This is a genomic window from Xenorhabdus sp. PB30.3 (assembly GCF_963895965.1).
Lineage (GTDB): Bacteria > Pseudomonadota > Gammaproteobacteria > Enterobacterales > Enterobacteriaceae > Xenorhabdus > Xenorhabdus stockiae.
Window position 1 is genome coordinate 1 of sequence record NZ_CAWQMW010000149.1, and the last position, 21,482, is coordinate 21,482.

Consider the following 21,482-nt stretch of genomic DNA (forward strand, 5'->3'; position numbering starts at 1 on the left):
ACGACCCACCATTTAGGTAGCCATGAAGTGGGCGATTAGCTCAGTTGGTAGAGCATCTCCCTTACAAGGAGGGGGTCATCAGTTCGAATCTGGTATCGCCCACCACTTCATATAAATCCCCTAAAGAATCGTCAGAAAATATAAAACCAAGCAAGGTTTATACTCACGTTTTATTCAAAAAAATTCCCGTTATTACCGCTGATTAGTAATGCAAATAAAACAGCATTCTCTTTTAGTGAAATCAAAGTATGCTGTTTTTATCTGTTGTTATGCTTTCAATCCGTAACTTTTGAACTTGAACAATACTTTTTGCATTTCTTCGGGTGAGAGTACAGGGATCCGTTCTGCAATATTTTCTACAGGGTTTCCGATCACGGGGAGTATTTTCAAATAGAGTTGTGCCAATATCTCTATTTCATTGGCCAGCCATAATGCTTTTTCCAGACTGACTTCCATCGCAATCATACCGTGATGCTGCATTAACAGTGCTTTGCTGTGCCTAATTCCTGTTTTGACGCTTTCTGCCAGTTCTTGTGTCCCGAAGGTTGAGTAGGGAATACAGGGCACATGATCCGTTCCTGTCACTGCTACCATATAATGAACAGCCGGGATGCTATGATTGAGAATTGAAACGGCAGTTGCATTGACTGCATGATTATGTACAACAGCATTTAATTCAGGGCGGGCTTCATAGCAGGAAAGATGGAAATGCCATTCGCTTGAGGGGATTTTATCTGGTTCTGCTTCTCCCGAATAATTAATGTAGACAATTTGCTCCGGAGTTAATTTTTCATAGGGGATCCCGCTGGGGGTGATAAGAAATCCATCTTGATAACGGGCACTAATGTTACCAGATGTGCCTTGATTTAAACCCAGAGCATTCATCTTAAGGCAAGTATCGATAATTGCTTGAGCAATATGTTTTTTACTGACTGTCATAAAAAATAATCATTATAAATTATATGGATATAAATCAGGAAAGAGCATGCGTAAGCCTTCTGCGCTGGCATCACAAATTCCACGTTCTGTAATTAACCCGGTAATTAATTCTGCCGGGGTAACATCAAACGCATAATTCCCGCAAACCGTTCCCTGAGGTGCTGTATTGACCCAACTGTGTTTTCCTTCAGCCGTCATTCCGTAGACGTGTGACTGTTCATCACCTGAACGTTGTTCAATGGGGATCTCTTTTACGCCGTCCCAGACGGTAAAATCCAGTGTCGGTGATGGTAACGCAACATAAAATGGTACCTGATTTGCTTTTGCAGCCAGAGCCTTAAGGTAAGTACCAATTTTATTACACACATCACCTCTTGCGGTTGTCCGGTCTGTACCTACGATACACAAATCCACTTTGCCATGCTGCATTAAATGCCCACCGGCATTATCGGCAATTAAAGTATGTGGTACACCATGTGAACCTAACTCAAAAGCCGTCAATCCCCCCTGATTACGAGGGCGAGTTTCATCAACCCAGACATGAACCCTGATACCCGCATCGTGTGCCATGTAAATAGGTGATAATGCGGTTCCCCAATCCACAGTTGCCAGCCACCCAGCGTTGCAGTGAGTTAATATATTCACTACTTCACCGGCTGATTTTCGGGCTGCGATTTCCTGTATGATTTTTAAACCATTTTCACCAATCTTATGACACAGCTTGACATCTTCATCTGCAATTTCATTAGCAGTACGATAAGCAGTTTCTACACGCTGAACGGGAGGCGTGTTTTCTAGTGCCTGATATGTGCGATCCAGCGCCCATTTTAAATTAATGGCGGTTGGCCGGGTTTTAACTAAAGTATCGTAAGCTATTTGTAGATTTTCATTGCTGCTATTTTGACGCATCGCCAGTGACATACCATACGCAGCAACTGCACCAATTAAAGGTGCACCTCTTACCCACATATCTTTGATAGCTGTAGCAGCATCCTGAACGGTATTCAACTGAATAGTTTTTAATTCAAAAGGCAATTTGGTCTGGTCAAAAATTTCGACAGTATACCCATCGTCAGCAAGCCAAACAGAGCGATAATGGGTTCCATTAATCTTCATCTCGGTTTCTTAACCTTATGTAATATGATGTTTAATCTGTGAAAAATTCTGGTATTTATGCTTGTTGACAATTAACTCACGAGCCAGTTTCAGTGCTTGTTTTTCACAACCGGCTCGTAATGTCGGGTCATCAATCTGTTTGAAATCAGCAACACCGGCGAAGCCTGTAATGCGGCGATTAATTTCAAGCCCGGCATAGACCAGAGTTTCTTCGAATAAATTGGAGAAAAAATCATCCTGGGCAGTTTTAAGGAACGATGAATTGAAAGTTCCCTGTTGGTAGATGGTGACAGGATAGGCTTCTCCGGTTGTTTTTTCATTCCATAATTGACGAAAATGATGTTCAAATATTTCCCATGTTTTTTCAATCTGCATGAAGAGCCATGATTGATAATCAGCGCATTGCTCTATATTCTCCCGCAGAGCAGGTTGAGCAAAATAAGCCATAAACAGATTGCCGATATAATTACCTATATCGAATGCCATTGGACCCATAAAGCTAAATTCTGGATCAATCACTTTTGTGGAATCAGGTGTGACCATAATAGAGCCTGAGTGAAGATCACCATGCAAAAGTGCCTGCGTTTCAGTCATGAATTTGTATTTATACTGCATTGCAGTTTGGATCATGGCCTGATCTTGCCAGATGGCATGAATATCATTATCAAGTTGAGGGGAAGTCCAGTTGTTTCTTTCGGCATTAAAATATGGCTCTGTAAAAATCAGATCTTCAGTGATCTTACAAAGCTCATGGTTATTGGCAAAACGGCTTACCAGCTCTTTTTTCTCTTTGCTATCCATCCCTATATCAGAGGTATGGAATAGTGTATCAGCAAGAAAAATACCAATGTCTTTAGCTAGATGAGGGAATTTTTCACCAGAAATCAGTTTATTGCGTAAGATAATGTGTTTATCTAAATACTCCATCGCAAACAAAGACATTTCTTCATCATAGAAATAGACATCGGGTACATACTGATGAGCAAATTTTTTTTCTTCTAATAGGGCATGGTATTCGAAATAGGTTCGGACAAGGGAAAGCTGCCATGATTCACCAGCAGCCCGAACGTAAGGTAAGGATTGTTTGACCACAATAGTTTTTTCTGTTCCGGCAACAATAAAAACTAAATTCAGGTTTCCATCACCTACTTCCTGTATCTGCCAGGTTTCAGGCAATCCTCCGAGTGAGATGGTGGCGGGTAAATTTTTCGCAAGATAATGTGGTAAAGACTCACAGGTCTGGGGGATATACTCAGTAGGAACATAAACAGACATTATTTTTCATCCTGATAATATCATGAAAGAAAGTTCATAAAATGAACAGGGATAACACATTTTGCGGTAATGGATTTTTACAGTTGTTAACTATAAGTATACAAAAGTAAAGTGTCTGTGATGAAAATAACGAATATGGTCTGATAACAATAAGATATACCCAAGAGATTTCAAATTGCATCGCAATGATAAAAGTACGACGAATGTGCTAGTTCAGGTTTGTGGTTTTGGTAGTGGAGGAAGGCCATGAGCAACTCTGGCACGATCACAGGCTTCATTGTAATTGTCAGTTTCCCATGCCTGCGAAAATTCTCGGCAAGGGGAAGGGCGCTTGTCATAAATAGTACAGGAAACCGAATGACCAACCTTGCCCTGTAAGTTTATACAACGGGGATGGGGCTCGTTTGTACCTTTCATGCAGCACATAAAATCGTTAAGTTTTTCAGTGGCAGTAACCGGGACTGTACCTCCTCCATCCTCAGCTTCCGCCCAATAAAATGAGACCCTGAAAAATGCACAGCAGGCACCACAGCTGATGCAGAAATTATTCTGTGATTGGGTATTTAATATATGATCCATACCAGACGTCTCTATCTGATGTTTAAGAGCCACATTTTGACGAAGTTATTAACTATGGAAAATTATCTTTTTTGTATAAAGATAACTATTTGAGGATAGGTTATCTTTGTGAAAAATGGTGAACTTCAAGAGAAATTTATTTTTAATTGAAAAAAGAAAAACTGCCTCTTTTAAAGACAGTTTTTTATTTAATTAACAGATTGTTACTTTGAAATAGGTGAGTTTTTATTTAGGGAATACTTGTTGGAAAAAGATAAGGATATGGTTCAGGATCTCATTATGAATTTCTTCCCGGCTTCTATCTCCACCATCTTTACAAATAACTCCACCCTTTGGGTTATTTTTTTCAATAAGAGCGATTGCATTGGGTTTACAATTTGGCCTAAAGCTAAAATGCATTGCATCGTCAATAACGATGTATTTTGATTTCTCTTTTGGAAGGTTTTTAGCGAGATACTCAGATTCCAGTTCAGCAGGCATATCCCCCACATCAACACCAGCGGCTATCACGAGTGTTGGTATATTTACCATGTTTAAACTTTGAGGTGAAAAGCCTCTGGTTAACGCCAGATCAAGGGAGATAATGGCTTTAACTCTCTGGTCACCCAAATCACCATCTAATTTTGCTTTGGTGATTTCATTTTTACCTATTCCTAATTCAGATAATATGTTGCAAGAAGCAAGAATTTGATTAGTTTTGCAGTCAGTAACTAATAAATCTGAGTTGAATCTAGCGCCTGTGAGTTCAACAACAGACCAGCCGCCTAATGAATGACCAATTGCTGCTATTCGTTCTTTATCAATTAACTCGGCAAAATCAGATTGCTCTAGGATAAAGTCAATAACACGGCTGAGATCCCTCGGTCTTTCCCATAATTGTGCAGCTGATAGGGGATTTCTATCTTCTGTTGTTGTGCCTGGATGATTTGGAGCAGCCACGATAAAACCCTTTTTGGCTAATTCCCCTGCAAGCCAATTAAGATTTCGCCAATTTCCCCCATATCCGTGCGAGAGAACGACAAGAGGATGTTTTTCTATATCAGGAATAGCATTTTTTATTACTGAAATACCATAATAAGTGGGATGTTCACCAACAATTACAGTATGTCCAATATCATCGGAAGGGTACCACATCACAAAATGTAATGGACGTTCAGTGTTCTTATCTAAAAATATTTCCCGGAAACCTATATTTTCTGATGCGCTGATTTTCACAGAAAAGCATAGAAACAGGAAAATAGTAGTAACTATACGTTTAAACATTACATCCTCAGCAGACAATAAATTTGAACTGTCTTGTTTTGTAATAAAGCACTACTCAGTAGAGCATTCCTTTTAGTTAATTATCTGATGGCTATTATCTTGAATTAAGTAGGGCATTTAACGAGGCATAGCTTAATTTTGACTGCTCACTATTCTGCAACAAACCATCCCGTAAAAAATGCTCCATACTTGTCAATGTAGATCCATAGGCTTGTTCGGCAAAGAAAGATCCGCCAGAAACCCTTCTTGCTCCGGCAGCAAAAAACTCTTTTACACTCGGCCCTCCGGCTTGAGCCATAATATTTAATGGGCCATTTATGCGGGAGCTGATAGCACGGCATACTGATAGATCGGTTAATCCGGGGATAAAAATACCATCGGCACCGGCAGTAAGATAAGTATTAGCACGGGAAATTAAATGCTCGGGGTTGGTATCTTCTCCTCGAATCCATGAGTCTATACGTGCATTGATGAATAAACTGTAATGTATTTTATTTGCTGCGGTACGTACAGAAGCAATACGTTCAGCAGCATCATTTATAGACCTTGATTTGCCATTGTTGGAATCTTCAATATTAATCCCAACACATCCGACAAAATATAAATCTTCAACAAGATCATCCATACTTTCATCAGGTGCTAATAAACCATCTTCAACATCCGCTGTTACAGGTAGATTGGTACTGGAAGTAATTAAACCAAGAGCCTTCATTACGATTTTTCGGTCAGCCAGTTGATTATCTGGATAGCCTAAGCTCCAGGATATTCCGGCACTGGTTGTTGCAATGGCTTTGGCTCCTGATTGTTCTGCTAAGCGGGTACTCATAACATCCCATGAATTGGCTAATATGAGTTTTCCTTCTTCGTGTAATTGGCTAAAAATTTGAATTTTTTCATCCAAGCTTATTTTTGTCATGTTGGTTTCTCAATATTTTCTTATAAATATATTCCATAATCGTAAATATCATGGATATGCGTTTTTAGAATGTTACTAAATAATTACACTGTATATTTATATAGTCAATGTTTTGATCGATAAAAAACACTCAAAATTAAAGCTGTAATATCATTATTGCCGTTATTATTATTTCAAGTGAAAATATATCTATGTGACTTAGAGCTATTCCGGTCTATTTATCTATGTTATTGGTAATGTTTAGAATGGATATAATATCTATTCGTCATCTTTTAATTTCTACAGATGGAGAAAAGCCCCGTTATTTGCAACGGGGAAGTTTATTTATGATTGTAAATTATTAAATAATTTTAATTATCAATGAGATGAAAGATTGCATCAGTGACTTGAGCTAAAGGGATATTGTTAACATTTTTGGAATCATATAAGGTAATACACATATCTTTTGATGTCAGTGGGGACCAGTTTTCAGGTTTTGTGACACCATAAAGTGCAACAAGTTTTTTCTTTAGTGCTGCTGCTAAGTGGCAAATACCACCATCGCCAACGACGATTAAAGTCATTTCATTTAATAATGATATGAAAGAATGTAATGAATTGCATATAACGATTTGGCTCTTCCCATTTATACGGGAAACTAGATCTTTAGCTACATTTATATCATTTGGGAAAGCAGAGATAATAAAATTTGCAGTAGGGTGTTTTTTTAAAATTTCATCTGCTATTAGTGCAATGTTTTCATTGTTAATTAAGCTGTTTTTTCTATTATTAGAAACGGAAAATAAAATCAATGGATTTCCTGAATAAACAGGCTTTGATTGATTTATTATTTTTATCTCAGGGAATAAATCTGGTGCTAAATATTTCTCTTTCGGTGAAATTGAGCGTAAAACTTTTAATGCCTGATGATAACCTTTTACCGATTTTGTATTAGTCGGATAGTTAATTAATTTGGAATCCCATTTTTTATCTGCAACAACAGCATAACGTTTTTTAGCTCCAAGTAACCATAGGAATAAGTTATTCAGTTTCATCGGGCTGGGTTTAGCAGAAATCGCAATGTCAAAGTGCTTTTTGCGGAATTTGAGAGCGGTTTTGGCAATAGAAAGATATTTATTCCCTTTAGGAAGGATATTGATGTCTACATCAGGGCATACATACTTGGCGAGATCATGGTTACCCTGTTCTATGAATAGGCTAATCTCTGCATTTGGGTATTTTTTCTGTAAAAACTTTATTAATGGTTGGGTACAGATAAGATCACCAAGTCCATTTCTGCGTAATATAGCTATTTTCATATTGAATAATAAAAGAAAACTCTTTTTTAATGATAGATTTAGCATCTAAAAATAAACGATTTGTTTAATATATTCAACGTATTATGTTTTAAATTTCATATTCCTGTTTTTTATGATGACAACATAGTGTACTTATAGTAATTGACTATAATCTAATCTATCTGATGCTCACCGAAGGAAAAACTCAATGACTATGTTGAAAGAGAGACAACATATGATTGTCCGGGCTATGAATGATAAAAATCATGTAATGAAACCTATTAGTAAGGAAAAACTTCAATTCCTGGGCGAAGCATTTGGATGGGATCAGTTGGCTGACGATATAAATTATTTAGTAAAAGTTGGTTTAGTGAATCATTTCGCTATCCATTTTGATGATAATGGGGGTTATGGCTTTAATCCTGATTCGATGGCGCTTACTGCTGCCGGTGTTGATTACGCCAATATGGATACAATTGATGATGAGATGAAGTCATTCACGATAAAAGTTCATAAAAATACACTTGAACAGATTGAAACAGTCATTAAAACGGCAAATATTCCAGATAATGAGAAGAAAGTTATCTTAGAGTTTATTAGAGAACAAGGTATTGAAACCGTGCTTGGTAAGTGTATTGATACTCTGCTGACGAAGGTAGATCTTGCTATGCCTCTGTTTTCTGAAGTTGCCAATATGAGATGAAATTGGCAGGAAGGATTATCTCTTCCCTGAAGTTTTTCACTTTTTAATAGTGATACAGGGTAAATTTCAAGATATATCCCAGAAGTGGAGGGAGAGCGCAACTCACTGTTTGTCTACATAATCACCGCTCATTTTGATTACCATTAAAGAAAAATTGGCAGTATATTTAGCGTGGGGTCTATTAATTGAAATACATTAACGAGCGGAAGTAGGCAATGGCAAAAGTGATTATGTGGAGAACGGTATGAAGTATCGTCTGAGCGGGGTTGCTCTTATAGCAGTATTACTGGCGGGATGTGCAAACTCATCAAATAATTATGAACAAGGGCGATCTGATCCGCTGGAAGGGTTTAACCGGACTATGTTCAACTTTAACTATAATGTTCTCGATCCTTATATCTTACGGCCTGCTGCTGTTGTCTGGCATGATTATGTACCTATGCCAGCGCGAAATGGTATTGGCAATTTTATGAGTAATCTGGAAGAACCAGCCAGCATGGTGAATAGTTTTTTGCGTGGAGATATAAAGGAAGGCGCAAAGCATTTTAACCGATTCTTTTTGAATACCATTCTGGGTATGGGGGGGCTTATTGATGTTGCTTCAATGGCAAACCCCAAACTGGCAAAACAGGATCCAATGCGTTTTGGTAGCACCCTTGGGTACTATAATGTTGGTTATGGCCCTTATGTTGTTTTGCCGGGATATGGCAGCTTTACTGCGCGTGACGAAGGTGGGGATATGGCAGATATGACTTATCCTGTATTGAGTTATCTTACCCCCTGGATGGCTGTCGGAAAGTGGGTATTTCAGGGGCTCGAAACTCGCGCACGTTTGCTGGATTCAGATGGCCTGATAAAAAATTCTTCAGATCCGTATTTGATGATGCGTGAAGCCTACTTCCAGCGCCATGATTTTCTGGCTAACGGCGGCAAACTGCTACCGGAAGAAAATCCTAATGCTGCTGCTATTGAGGATGAATTGGATTCTATCGATTAAAACAGTTCGAGGAATAAAAAGGATAGCTTTGGCTATCCTTTTTAGATCATTAAAGATGATTAGAATGTGTAGTTCAGACCTACACCGGCTAACCATGCGGTTCCTTTAGAATCGAACTCGTATGGTGCACCATATCCTAATTTATGGAATTCTGTTGGCAGTTTTTCACTTACGTGAACTTTCTTACCACGCATGTAAGAAATACCCAAATCTACAGAGGTGTCCTTATTAAATGCGTAAGTCGTTCCCGCACTTAACCAGAAACGATTTTGGTCTGGAATGGAAATAGAGCGATTTTCAGCAGGTACTGGGCTTTCATCGAAAGCGATACCGGTACGGAATGTCCAGTTGTCATCATGGTAGTATGTGGTTCCCAGTGAGATACGGTAAGCATTACGAAAGTCTTCATGTTTCTCAAATGCGACTTTACCATTATCGTTTCGGGTTGCTTTTAGTTCTTTGAACGTGCTCCAGCCTGTGTACAGGAAGCTGTAGTGAATTGCCCACTGTGGTGCTACGCGGTTATAACCGGAAATTTCCCACATATCTGGCAGATTTAGATCCAACCGTCCCTGAACTGTCTTACCGTTTAATCCACCCAATATTTCTGGCAGCTCATTACTGTAATCACCTTTTTTGAACTTAATTTTAACTTTTGAACGGTAAGTTAAGCTGTAACGATTATTTTCATCGAACTGATACAGAAGGCCTGCATTCCAGCCATAGCCCCAATCTTTCCCTTCTAAACGGGCTATTTCTGTAGTTGCCGGGATATTTTTTCCGGTAAATTTGGCAATGGCGGAACTTACTTCGCCCAGATGACGAACAATTTCGGCGTCTGCATAAATAGTATTAAATCCCAAGCCAAAACTAAACTGCTCATTGAGTTTATACGCACCGCCCAGATTAAGATTTCCGGTTACGAGTGAAGTCTTCCCACCAATTGGGCCGGCAGCATAGTTATTACTGAAATTTGTGGATAAACCAAAGTTGCTCGTGAGTGATGCACCCACAAACAATTCATCGGTGACTGGTGTAATGAAATGCAGATTTGGTACCGGCGCATTTGGCGCGATATTTTTTGCGTCAGTGCTGTTTTTTGCGCCAGTAATATCAACTTTTGGCTTAACATAAATCAGACCGCCAGAAAATGATGGGCGATCAAATAGGGTCATGGCTGCAGGGTTGCGGCTGCCTTCAGAGGCGTCTTCTGCAACAACACCTGCCCCAGAAAATGCACGACCTAGTCCTGATGATGAATATTCATTCAATTGAAAACCTGCAGCATTAGCGTTAGATGAAATAATCGCAACCGCCACTGCTAATGCTGAACGTGAAAATAGGTTTTTCTGGTTCATAACCAAAACCTCATTGTTTAATTATTATTTAACATGCTACTCAAGTAGCTGAGAGCGCGGAATTGTAGAGTCGGTTCATCACAATGACAAATCAGACCAGTGTGAGAAGTATAGGCCTGAGATCGCAATGTGTTGCAAGAATGTTTTTAAAATATGACGAAAATGATTACTAAAATGGGACTTACTTAACAAAAAATAGACAGTTGGTGTTAACGAGATGTAAACGCGATTTAATTAACGTGCTGAGATCAATAAAGAGTGAAATAAGTGGTATTACGCAGCGTAAATAGTGGTTATTAAAGGAAAGTACAACGTAAAATCAGATTTGGATTTTTATTGTCGGAGAAATAAGATGACTGATGTAATTAAGCGCCATGGGGCTAACGAAACGGCCGCTTGCTGTTGTGTTGATGTTGGTACAGTCATTGATAATGAAGAGTGCACGGCTTCTTATCAACAGATTTTTGCCAGCAGTCAGGAAGCAGATACAATGCTTAATATATTGACAGAAAAAGCAAAAAAGGTGGAATCTGATCCTTGCATCATCAACCATAAAATAGAAGAAGTGCATGATGGTATGCAATTGACCATAGATTTTACATTTAGTTGTCAGGCAGAGGCTATGATATTTCAGCTGGGATTGCGTTAACTACTTTCAGAGTTATAGTTTTCCCATTGTGGTCAAAAATAGTCATAACAATGGGAAAGCTGATGATTATTCGTTGTAACCAATAAGTGTTTCTTCATCTTTTTTTCGCGTGCTATCTGTTCAGATCGTATAAATTATAAATCTATTAAAGTTGCGCTTGCTCGCATTTTTAGTTTATTCCTGTTTGCTATTTCCCAACATTACGTTAACAATGCTTCATCAGGTCTGACCTCTTATGAGGTGAGTAAATAATTTTAATCAGTTGATTTAATTAATGATTATCGCAGGAGTTGCTATGAGTCGTTCTTCAACAAAAGTGGCACAACAAAAGGAACGAGTTGCTATTGTCAGTGGGCTACGCCTTCCTTTTGCTAAACAGGCAACGAACTACCACGGTATTCCGGCTGTTGATTTGGGGAAAGCTGTTGTCAGTGAGTTGGTTATCAGAAGTGGGCTGCCACCAGAGAAGATCGACCAATTGGTTTTTGGTCAGGTTGTTCAAATGCCTGAAGCCCCGAATATTGCACGGGAAATCGTGTTGGGTGCGGGTTTAAGTGTTGGTACAGATGCGTACAGTGTTTCCCGGGCCTGCGCAACCAGTTTTCAGGCGATAGCTAATGTAGCAGAAAGTATTATGGCAGGAACCGTGAATGTGGGAATTGCTGGTGGGGCTGATTCTTCATCTGTCCTGCCAATTGGGGTGACCAAATCACTGGCTCGTACTCTGGTTGATATGAATAAAGCCAAAAGCCTTTCACAGCGCCTTAAATTGCTGAGTAGATTGAAATTAAAAGATTTACTGCCCGTATCGCCAGCAGTTGCTGAATATTCCACCGGGTTAAGAATGGGCGATACTGCTGAACAAATGGCGAAAACCTACCATATCAGTCGTGAAGCACAGGATGAGCTGGCGCACCGCTCTCATTTGATGGCGGCTAAAGCCTGGGAGAAGGGACTATTACGTGATGAAGTGATATCCGCTCATTTGCCGCCATATCGCGAATCTTTGCAGGAAGATAATAATATCCGCAAAAACTCAGAACTTACATCTTATGCGAAATTACGCCCGGCTTTTGATCGCAAATATGGCACAGTCACTGCGGCCAATAGTACTCCGCTGACTGATGGTGCCGCGGCAGTGATTTTGATGAGTGAATCCGCTGCTAAAGAACTTGGCATGGTGCCATTGGGCTATTTGCGCAGTTATGCGTTTTCAGCGATTGATGTCTGGCAGGACATGTTACTGGGGCCATCATATGCAACTCCACTGGCACTGGACAGAGCAGGGATTACGTTGAATGAACTTTCCCTTATTGATATGCATGAAGCGTTTGCCGCTCAGACTCTGACAAACCTGAAAATGTTTGCCAGTGATAAATTTGCCCGCGAGAAATTGGGACGTTCTCAGGCGATTGGTGAGGTTGATATGGATAAATTCAACGTACTAGGTGGTTCAATTGCTTACGGGCATCCATTTGCTGCCACCGGTGCCAGAATGGTGACCCAGACCCTGAATGAACTGCGTCGCCGTGGAGGCGGGCTTGGGCTGACAACAGCCTGTGCAGCTGGTGGCTTGGGTGCGGCGATGGTATTGGAGGTGGAATAATGGCTCTGGATGAAACAATCATGTCAGCAGAACAATCGGTATTCAGTTTTTCTGTCAGAGATGACAGAGTTGGCGTTATTACTATTGATGTTCCGGGTGAGAAAGTTAATACGCTGAAAGCGGAGTTTGTTGTGCAATTTCTGGCGGTTTTCGAGCAGGCACAACAGGTTTCTGGTTTAAAAGGGCTGGTGATTATATCCGGTAAGCCCGACACCTTTATTGCCGGTGCAGATATTACGATGATCGCGGGTTGCCAGACTCAACAGGAAGCAACGGCTCTGGCTGAAAAAGGTCAGGAATTATTTGATAAAATTGCCAGTTATTCTTTACCTATTGTTGCGGCTATTCATGGTGCATGCTTAGGAGGTGGGTTGGAGTTTGCATTAGCCTGCCATGCACGTATTTGTTCTCTGGATGATAAAACCCGTCTTGGTTTACCTGAAGTACAGCTCGGATTGCTGCCGGGTTCCGGCGGGACTCAAAGACTACCCCGTTTGATAGGTGTCAGCTCTGCATTAGATATGATCCTGACAGGGCGTCAGCTCAAAGCAAAACAGGCAAAACGACTGGGTGTTGTTGATGATGCTGTTCCTTTGGATATTTTGCTGGATGTAGCAGTTCAATATGTTAAGAAAGGTGTTGCTAAACGCAAACCTCTGGCATGGTCACAACGTCTGTTAGCGAGCGCTCTTGGCAGGCCATTATTATTCCGTATGGTTCAGCAAAAAACGCGGGCCAAAACTCATGGTCATTATCCTGCACCAGAACGGATCATTGATGTGATTCGCCTTGGTCTGGAGAAAGGGCAAAAAGCCGGTTTGCAGGCAGAGGCCAAAGCATTTGGTGAGCTGGCTATGTCATCCGAATCATCGGCACTGCGCAGTCTGTTTTTTGCTACCACCTCATTAAAAAATGAGACGGGTTCTTCGGAACTGCCTGCTCAGATCAGGCATGTGGGGATTTTAGGTGGTGGCTTGATGGGTGGCGGGATTGCTAATGTAACCGCAACTCGTGGTCATTTACCGGCGCGTATCAAAGATATTAATGAGAAAGGCATTAATCAGGCTCTGAAATATACATGGGATATGCTTTCCAAGCGCGTCAGTCAACGGCGTCTGACTCTATCGGAGCGTTCTCGTCAGATGTCTCTGCTATCTGGTACTACTGATTACAGTGGTTTTAAACAGGCTGATATTGTGGTTGAAGCCGTATTTGAAGACTTGGTACTGAAACGTAAGATGGTCGCAGAAGTTGAAGCGAATACAAAGGCGGAAACTATTTTCGCGTCTAACACGTCTTCATTGCCGATTCACCAGATTGCGGAAATTGCTAAACGACCGGAGCAGGTTATTGGCCTTCATTACTTCAGCCCTGTAGATAAGATGCCGTTGGTGGAAGTCATTCCACATGCAGGAACAAGTGAAAAAACAATAGCGACAGCAGTAGCACTGGCGAAAAAACAGGGTAAAACCGCCATTGTTGTGGGAGATAAAGCCGGGTTTTATGTTAACCGAATTTTATCTCCTTATATTAATGAAGCGGGCTATTGCCTGGTGGAAGGGGAACCTATCGAACATATCGATAAAGCTCTGGTTGATTTTGGTTTCCCAATCGGGCCAATCAATTTGCTGGATGAAGTCGGTATTGATGTCGGAACCAAAATTATCCCTGTGTTGGTGGATCAATTAGGGGAGCGGTTTACACCACCGGCAATTTTAGATGCTGTGCTGAATGACGATCGCAAGGGTAAGAAAAACGGTCGTGGTTTTTATTCCTATGCAACTAAAAAGAATAAGTTCTGGTCATTCAGGAAAAACAGCAAAGAGGCTGATTCTTCCATTTATTCCCTGTTGAAAGTTCAGCCTGCTGCAAAAATGTCACGCTCAGACATTGCTCAGCGTTGTCTGATGTTAATGTTAAATGAAGCTGTACGTTGTCTGGATGAAGGCATCATCCGCAGCCCTCGTGATGGTGATATAGGTGCTGTATTTGGTATTGGTTTCCCGCCATTCCTGGGAGGACCATTCCGTTATATGGATAAGCTTGGTAGCCGTCATGTTGTAGAAACTTTGCAACGTCTGGCACAGCAGTACGGAGAGAGGTTTGCACCCTGTGAACGTCTGATTCAGATGGCTGAACAGGATAAGAGATTCTACGAATAACGCATATACGCTTCTTCTGGTATTTTTTAATAAGTGATACCGGTCCTTTTAACTTAAAGGGCCGGTTTTATCTATAATAGCTAAACAATATATTGTGTATAAATTTTTTATTGTTAAGTTATCAGCTTAATATAATAGCCAAACAATACATATATCACCCATTATTAGTAATTTTATTTAGCCGTATTTTGCGGCAGAATATCTCTCAATTTTCATTGAAACCTTTTATCAAAGGTTCACAGTTCGCTCTCAATAATATTATTTTGCTTTCGTGATAAGTTACCTGAAAACGGGTGGCTTTAATTCAGCTAATTGCCTGAGTAATTTCAGGGTTATTTTTGGTAGAATGAAAGTAAATATTAGAATTAGTTCTGAAATTTAACTCAACGGTGAATTATGTTTGTGTTTATTATGCGTCATGGTGATGCTGCTTTTAACTCAATCAGCGATGCAACGCGGGAGTTAACGCCGCGCGGCTGTCAGGAATCGCAGAAAATGGCGCTTTGGCTTGGGCAACAGAAGCCAGAGATTGATTGTATACTGGTCAGTCCTTATATCCGGGCGGGGCAGACTCTGCAAGTAGTGCGTGAGAGTCTGGTATTACCTGATAGTGCGGAAATGTTAGAAGAGCTAACCCCATCGGGTGATGCTGAGCTGGTGGCAAGTTACTTACAGGTTTTGGCAGAGCAAGGAAAAAAAGCCATCTTGGTAGTTTCTCATTTACCTTTAGTTGGCTATTTAGTATCTGAGCTTTGCCCCGCGCAAGCCCCTCCGATGTTTTCGACATCCAGTATTGCCTGTGTGGAGCTGGATGAGCAGACGCAAAAAGGCCGCCTGCTATGGCAAACCTCTCCGGCACAATTGTAGCCCTGGCCAGTCCGCAGGTTAAAACGTGTTTTAGCTAACGCTGTATAAACTCATCCTGTTCAACCAAAATGAGTAATGCAGCGTTTCCTCCCCATTCTTTAGGTGCCTGATGAAAAGCGATAATATCGGGATGTTGCGCGAGCCATAGGGGCGTTTGTTGCTTGAGGATATGTTTACCGTGACCATGCATAACACAGGCACAATAGACATTTTCTCGACGACAGGCCGCGATTAACGCCCCGATTTCCTGTTTAGCCTGTAACTGAGTTAATCCGTGTAAATCCAGAAAAAGTTCAGGGGGATAATCACCTCGCCGCAGCTTTTTCAGTTCATAATGATTGGCTCCTTCTCGTACATAACGAGTCGGGCCTTCCATATCCAGATTAGGCTGAAATTCATCAGAAAAATAGTAACTGGCATCGACCTGTTCTTGCATCAGGCGCTCAGGTGCCATTTGACTAATTTTTTTTCTTTTTGGGGAGTGTAAGACTTTATCCTGAGTAATCCGACGGGTTCCCACTACTGACGTTCTAAATAGACTGATGTCTTCTTCATTTAATGGTTTTTTCTTCTTCATTACATACTAATTCATTAACAACTTTCGGTGATTGTACCTGATTTATTAAGATTTTGCTTAGACGCTATTATTTTTGGGAACATGCTGTTCATAAAATTATTTGACAATTGTGTCTGGTTATAAAATAAATGTATATACAACATAACAACTGTCAGTAACAACAAAAAAATAACAGGACGAAAATAATGTCGATTGAACTGAAAGATACCGACATTATCTGGCGTAATGCCAGACTTGCCACAATGAACCCTACAATCAGTAACATGGATGGCAAGCATAATTACGGTATTCTGGAACAATATGATTTGATCATACGGGATGAAAAAATTCTGGCAGTTCTGCCAACGGAGAGTGTGCCAGCTAACCGTTGCAAGGTGATTGATGTAGAACAGCGATTAATTACTCCCGGCCTGATTGACTGTCATACTCATCTGGTTTTTGGTGGTAACCGGGCATCAGAGTGGGAGCAGCGTCTGAATGGTATTTCTTATGCACAAATCAGTGCTAAAGGTGGCGGTATTAATGCTACAGTCAATGCCACCCGGCAAAGCTCAGCCCAACAACTGGAAATCTCGGCTCAAAAGCGGTTGAGTGCATTAATAGCTGAAGGTGTCACAACCATTGAAATGAAATCAGGCTATGGGCTGGATTTGGAGAATGAAGAGAAACAACTGGAGGTTATTCGGATATTAGGGCAGAAAAACTCAATTGAAATCAGCCCGACTCTGCTTTCCGCCCATGCTGTTCCTCCCGAATACAAACATAATCCTGACGCTTATATTGACTTAGTTTGTAACACTATTCTGCCTAATCTTTGGCAAAAACAGTTATTTGAATCTGTGGATGTGTTTTGCGAAAGCGTTGGATTCAGTCTTGAACAGACTAAACGCGTCTTTGATGCGGCCAGAAGATTAAATATTCCCGTCAAAGGCCATGTTGAACAGCTTTCCAATCTGGGTGGAACTGAGCTGGTTGCTGATTATCAGGGCTTATCTGTTGATCACATTGAATATCTGGATGAAAAAGGCGTTCAGGCAATTAGCCGCAGTGGAACGGTTGCCGTTTTATTGCCGGGAGCATTTTATTTTCTGAAAGAGACACAATGCCCTCCGATTGCTTTATTACGTCAGTACCGCGTACCGATGGCGATTTCTACGGATTTTAATCCGGGAACCAGCCCGTTCACGTCACTACGTATGATGATGAATATGGCTTGTGTCCAGTTCGGTCTGACACCGGAAGAAGCATGGCAGGGCGTAACTATTCATGCGGCACGCGCATTAGGCAGAGCGGAAAGCCACGGTCAGATAGCAGCAGGTTATATGGCTGATTTTATTGTTTGGGATGCAAAAGAACCTGTAGATATATTATACGAATTAGGGCGTAACCCGTTGGTTTACCGTGTCTATCGTGGCGTAATTACGCATAATTTTTTGTGAAAAATAAATAATAACGAGGGAAATAACATGAAATTATGGCATCCGACATCAGAAAACATTTGGCATGGGCGTAATGACCTTGCCGAAGCCAATAATGCTTTACGTATGTTCCAGACGATAAAACAACCCGCTGATTTTTCCCCTGAACAATATCCGAATCATATTGCATTGTTGGGTTTTGAATGTGATGAAGGAGTGAAACTCAATCAGGGGCGACCGGGAGCAAAATCAGGGCCTGAGTATTTGCGTCAGTCGCTGGCAAATATGGCGAGCCATGATGGGCATGAATTGCTGGTGGATTTGGGTAATATCCGGGCGAATAGCGGTCAGTTAAGTGAAGCCCAAAGTGCACTGAGTGATGCTGTCTATGCCTGTCAGAGCCAGAAAATGCGTACTCTTATTTTTGGTGGCGGTCATGAAACTGCATTTGCTCATGGTATGGGCATTTATCGTGCGTTTCCAGCACAGCGGATAGGAATCATTAATTTTGATGCGCATCTGGATCTACGCAATGCGCTACAGGCAACGTCAGGCACACCATTCCGCCAGCTTGCTGATTATTGTCATCAGCGACAGCGTCCGTTTAATTACAGCTGTGTGGGTGCCAGTCTGGCCTCAAATACACAAGCTTTATTGGATGAAGCGAATCATCTTGATGTCACTATTATTTGGGATACTCAATGTATTGATTCTATGTTGGATAAGGTTCAACAACAGATACAGGATATGCTGAATCAGGCTGAAATCATCTACATGACGATTGATTTGGACGTGTTACCGATTTGGCAAATGCCGTCAGTTTCAGCTCCGGCTGCGCTAGGTGTTCCGTTAGAGCGTTTATTGTCACTGATCCAGCCGATTTGTCAGAGTAAAAAATTACAGGCTGTTGATCTCGTTGAGCTGAATCCATTGTACGATATTCAGGGTATGGGCGGTAAAGCCGCGGCTCGCCTTGCATGGCAAATAGTGCATTGGTGGAATGGATAATTGGCTCGGGAGTAGGAAGGAATTTATTGTGACCATTGATTTATCAGACAAAATAACTAAGCCCGTACCTTTGTATGCGAAAGTCAAACAATCAATTATTGAAAAAATTCATACCGGGGAGTGGCAACCCCATGACAGAGTGCCTTCAGAATCTGAGTTAGTAAAACAATTTAATTGTAGTCGCATGACAGCAAACAGGGCATTACGGGAACTGACGGCAGAAGGGCTTTTATTCCGTTTACAGGGGGTTGGCTCTTTTGTATCAGAGCCGAAAGGGCAGTCCGCCCTGTTTGAAATTCACAGTATTGCTGATGAGATTGCGGCACGTACCCATCGCCATAACTGCAAAGTATTAAAGCTGGCGGAAGTCACCGCTAATATGACTCAGGCTAAGGAGCTGGGAATAAAAGCAGGTACAGCGGTTTATCACTCAATTATTCTCCATTATGAAAATGATGTGCCCGTACAAATTGAGGATCGTTATGTTAATGCATTAGCGGCACCGGAATATCTTCTGCAGGATTTCCATCAACAGACTGCCCATGATTACTTATCGATAGTGGCACCGCTTACGGAGGGAGAACATATTGTAGAAGCTGTTGCCGGTGATGCCCGCTCCTGTCGTTTACTGCAAATAGAGGAAAATTCTCCCTGTTTATTAATCAGTCGCCGAACTTGGTCGAAAGAACATATAGTTTCCAGTGCCAGATTATTATTTCCCGGTCACCGTTATAAGTTGAAAGGGCGTTTTAGCTCGTGAATTGACGTTTATGATTGGTTTTCTCTGTACTCAAAAATCTCCTCTTTGCTTTATGCATGAGAGGAGAAGGTAACAAAAATGTAAAGCATATGTGATGTAAAACACAAAATCAGCAAAATCCCTTTCTGAGATTCTGCGAGTAAATTATAAACATCCTATTGATCTTCAATAAAAAAGAAAAATAACAAAATTATTGACTTTATCTCCGTCACATTTTTGCCTATTGAATATACATGTATATACAACTATACAGTTAATAAATTTTCATAAATATGAAAAAGGAAAAACTGTGACAACGCAAAATAATAAATTCAGTAATGCGGTTATCCGTGCTCCCAGAGGTACAAAACTCACAGCAAAAAGCTGGCTGACAGAAGCCCCGCTTCGCATGCTTATGAACAATCTTGATCCTGACGTTGCAGAAAATCCCCATGAGCTGGTGGTTTATGGTGGTATTGGTCGCGCCGCCAGAAATTGGAAATGTTATGAAAAGATTGTTGAGGCTCTGAAAAACCTTGAGAGCAACGAGACATTACTGGTTCAGTCAGGCAAACCCGTCGGCGTTTTCAAAACACATGAAAATGCTCCCCGTGTACTGATTGCCAACTCAAATCTGGTTCCTCACTGGGCAACGTGGGAACACTTTAATGAACTGGATGCCAAGGGATTAGCGATGTACGGCCAGATGACAGCCGGCAGCTGGATATATATCGGCAGTCAGGGAATTGTACAGGGTACTTATGAAACATTTGTCGAAGCAGGGCGTCAGCACTATAACGGTGATTTGACCGGTCGCTGGGTTCTGACAGCCGGATTAGGTGGTATGGGAGGGGCGCAGCCTCTGGCCGCAACACTGGCAGGTGCTTCATCACTGAATATAGAATGTCAGCAAAGCCGGATTGATTTTCGTTTACGTACTCAGTACGTGGATGAGCAGGCCGCAGATCTGGATGATGCACTGGCACGTATTGAGCGCTATACCCGCGAAGGTAAAGCAGTATCAATAGCATTATGTGGTAACGCGGCAGAGATTTTACCAGAACTGGTTCGCCGTGGTGTTCGCCCTGATATGGTGACAGACCAGACCAGTGCTCATGATCCATTACACGGTTATTTGCCGGTAGGATGGACATGGGAAGAGTATTGCCGTCGGGCTGAAACTGAGCCGGAACACGTTGTTCAGGCTGCAAAAGCATCGATGGCACAGCATGTAGCCGCGATGCTGGACTTCCAGAAACAAGGTATCCCTACTTTTGATTACGGCAATAATATCAGGCAGATGGCGAAGGAAATGGGTGTTGAAAATGCCTTTGATTTCCCCGGATTTGTTCCTGCTTATATCCGCCCGCTCTTCTGTCGTGGCATAGGCCCTTTCCGTTGGGCGGCACTTTCTGGCGACCCTCAGGATATTTATAAAACAGATGCCAAAGTAAAAGAACTATTGCCGGATGACAACCATCTGCATCGCTGGCTGGATATGGCTCGCGAACGCATCAGCTTTCAGGGACTGCCAGCACGTATTTGCTGGGTAGGGCTGGGTGATCGCGCCAAACTGGGTCTGGCTTTCAATGAAATGGTTCGTAATGGCGAACTTTCAGCGCCAATAGTGATCGGACGTGACCATCTGGATTCAGGCTCAGTAGCAAGCCCTAACCGTGAAACCGAATCAATGAAAGATGGCTCTGACGCAGTATCTGACTGGCCATTGCTGAATGCCCTGTTAAATACAGCCAGTGGAGCAACATGGGTATCGCTGCATCACGGCGGCGGGGTTGGTATGGGATTCTCCCAGCACTCTGGCATGGTCATTGTCTGTGATGGTTCAGATGAAGCAGCGGAGCGCATTGCCCGGGTACTCCATAATGATCCGGCGACAGGTGTTATGCGCCATGCAGATGCAGGTTATGAACTGGCAATTCAATGTGCAGAAGAACAAGGGCTGAATTTACCCATGCTCAATACCCGAAAAGAAGACACTCAAGCGGCAGAAATAAAATAAGGAGCGTTACTAA

The 21,482-nt window shown here is 41.6% G+C and carries 19 protein-coding genes and 1 tRNA gene; 11 read left to right on the plus strand and 9 right to left on the minus strand.

From position 1 onward, the window contains the following. Positions 1-29 precede the first annotated feature (29 nt). Positions 30-105, plus strand: a tRNA-Val gene (locus AACX38_RS14270). Positions 106-267: 162 nt separating this feature from the next. Here AACX38_RS14270 and AACX38_RS14275 read toward each other — a convergent pair. The 7 genes from AACX38_RS14275 to AACX38_RS14305 form a co-directional block, all read right to left on the minus strand. Further along, entirely contained in the window at positions 268-939 is a 672-nt protein-coding gene (locus AACX38_RS14275; protein WP_228864696.1) for an L-fuculose-phosphate aldolase, read from the minus strand. A 12-nt stretch (positions 940-951) separates the two neighbouring features. After that, complete coding sequence (mtnA, locus tag AACX38_RS14280; RefSeq protein ID WP_228864697.1) at positions 952-2,055, minus strand: S-methyl-5-thioribose-1-phosphate isomerase; 1,104 nt, start codon at positions 2,053-2,055, stop codon at positions 952-954. 15 nt (positions 2,056-2,070) lie between these two features. Further along, complete coding sequence (gene mtnK, locus AACX38_RS14285) at positions 2,071-3,330, minus strand: S-methyl-5-thioribose kinase (RefSeq protein WP_228864698.1); 1,260 nt, start codon at positions 3,328-3,330, stop codon at positions 2,071-2,073. 213 nt (positions 3,331-3,543) lie between these two features. Next, complete coding sequence (locus AACX38_RS14290) at positions 3,544-3,909, minus strand: YkgJ family cysteine cluster protein (RefSeq protein WP_228864699.1); 366 nt, start codon at positions 3,907-3,909, stop codon at positions 3,544-3,546. 225 nt (positions 3,910-4,134) lie between these two features. Next, positions 4,135-5,172 carry an alpha/beta hydrolase family protein gene (locus AACX38_RS14295; protein ID WP_228864701.1) on the minus strand — a complete coding sequence of 346 codons (1,038 nt, stop codon included), beginning with the start codon at positions 5,170-5,172 and terminating at the stop codon, positions 4,135-4,137. Positions 5,173-5,266: 94 nt separating this feature from the next. Continuing rightward, positions 5,267-6,088, minus strand: coding sequence for an isocitrate lyase/PEP mutase family protein (locus AACX38_RS14300; protein ID WP_228864702.1), 822 nt, complete (start codon positions 6,086-6,088; stop codon positions 5,267-5,269). A 350-nt stretch (positions 6,089-6,438) separates the two neighbouring features. After that, positions 6,439-7,431, minus strand: a complete 993-nt coding sequence (locus AACX38_RS14305) for a glycosyltransferase family 9 protein (RefSeq protein WP_339385686.1) — start codon at positions 7,429-7,431, stop codon at positions 6,439-6,441. A 142-nt stretch (positions 7,432-7,573) separates the two neighbouring features. On the opposite strand from AACX38_RS14305, the gene AACX38_RS14310 reads away from it, so the two are divergent. Further along, positions 7,574-8,068: a hypothetical protein gene (locus tag AACX38_RS14310; RefSeq protein WP_099123593.1), complete on the plus strand. Its 495-nt coding sequence runs from the start codon at positions 7,574-7,576 to the stop codon at positions 8,066-8,068. 244 nt (positions 8,069-8,312) lie between these two features. Beyond that, positions 8,313-9,065 (plus strand): phospholipid-binding lipoprotein MlaA, encoded by a 753-nt coding sequence (gene mlaA / locus AACX38_RS14315; protein WP_228864709.1) that lies wholly within the window; start codon positions 8,313-8,315, stop codon positions 9,063-9,065. Positions 9,066-9,124: 59 nt separating this feature from the next. On the opposite strand, the gene fadL is transcribed toward mlaA, so the two are convergent. Next, complete coding sequence (gene fadL, locus AACX38_RS14320) at positions 9,125-10,423, minus strand: long-chain fatty acid transporter FadL (protein WP_228864710.1); 1,299 nt, start codon at positions 10,421-10,423, stop codon at positions 9,125-9,127. 352 nt (positions 10,424-10,775) lie between these two features. Here fadL and AACX38_RS14325 point away from each other — a divergent pair, with 352 nt between their 5' ends. The 4 genes from AACX38_RS14325 (at position 10,776) to sixA (ending at position 15,707) form a co-directional block, all read left to right on the plus strand. After that, entirely contained in the window at positions 10,776-11,072 is a 297-nt protein-coding gene (locus AACX38_RS14325) for a YfcZ/YiiS family protein (protein WP_228864711.1), read from the plus strand. A 295-nt stretch (positions 11,073-11,367) separates the two neighbouring features. Further along, on the plus strand, positions 11,368-12,678 hold the full coding sequence (gene fadI / locus AACX38_RS14330; protein ID WP_228864712.1) for an acetyl-CoA C-acyltransferase FadI: 1,311 nt from the start codon (positions 11,368-11,370) through the stop codon (positions 12,676-12,678). After that, positions 12,678-14,840, plus strand: a complete 2,163-nt coding sequence (gene fadJ, locus AACX38_RS14335; protein WP_228864714.1) for a fatty acid oxidation complex subunit alpha FadJ — start codon at positions 12,678-12,680, stop codon at positions 14,838-14,840. Before fadI ends, fadJ begins: the two co-directional genes overlap by 1 nt. 396 nt (positions 14,841-15,236) lie before the next feature. Continuing rightward, positions 15,237-15,707 carry a phosphohistidine phosphatase SixA gene (gene sixA / locus AACX38_RS14340; RefSeq protein ID WP_228864715.1) on the plus strand — a complete coding sequence of 157 codons (471 nt, stop codon included), beginning with the start codon at positions 15,237-15,239 and terminating at the stop codon, positions 15,705-15,707. Positions 15,708-15,741: 34 nt separating this feature from the next. On the opposite strand, the gene smrB is transcribed toward sixA, so the two are convergent. Beyond that, a complete protein-coding gene (smrB, locus tag AACX38_RS14345; RefSeq protein ID WP_099121090.1) occupies positions 15,742-16,284 on the minus strand; it encodes an endonuclease SmrB in 543 nt (180 codons plus the stop codon). A 185-nt stretch (positions 16,285-16,469) separates the two neighbouring features. On the opposite strand from smrB, the gene hutI reads away from it, so the two are divergent. The 4 genes from hutI (at position 16,470) to hutU (ending at position 21,469) form a co-directional block, all read left to right on the plus strand. Then, entirely contained in the window at positions 16,470-17,723 is a 1,254-nt protein-coding gene (gene hutI / locus AACX38_RS14350; protein WP_228864718.1) for an imidazolonepropionase, read from the plus strand. 27 nt (positions 17,724-17,750) lie between these two features. Further along, complete coding sequence (gene hutG, locus AACX38_RS14355; RefSeq protein WP_228864719.1) at positions 17,751-18,710, plus strand: formimidoylglutamase; 960 nt, start codon at positions 17,751-17,753, stop codon at positions 18,708-18,710. A gap of 28 nt (positions 18,711-18,738) precedes the next feature. Continuing rightward, complete coding sequence (hutC, locus tag AACX38_RS14360; protein ID WP_370630638.1) at positions 18,739-19,470, plus strand: histidine utilization repressor; 732 nt, start codon at positions 18,739-18,741, stop codon at positions 19,468-19,470. A gap of 289 nt (positions 19,471-19,759) precedes the next feature. Continuing rightward, entirely contained in the window at positions 19,760-21,469 is a 1,710-nt protein-coding gene (hutU, locus tag AACX38_RS14365; protein ID WP_228864720.1) for a urocanate hydratase, read from the plus strand. Positions 21,470-21,482: the final 13 nt, after the last annotated feature.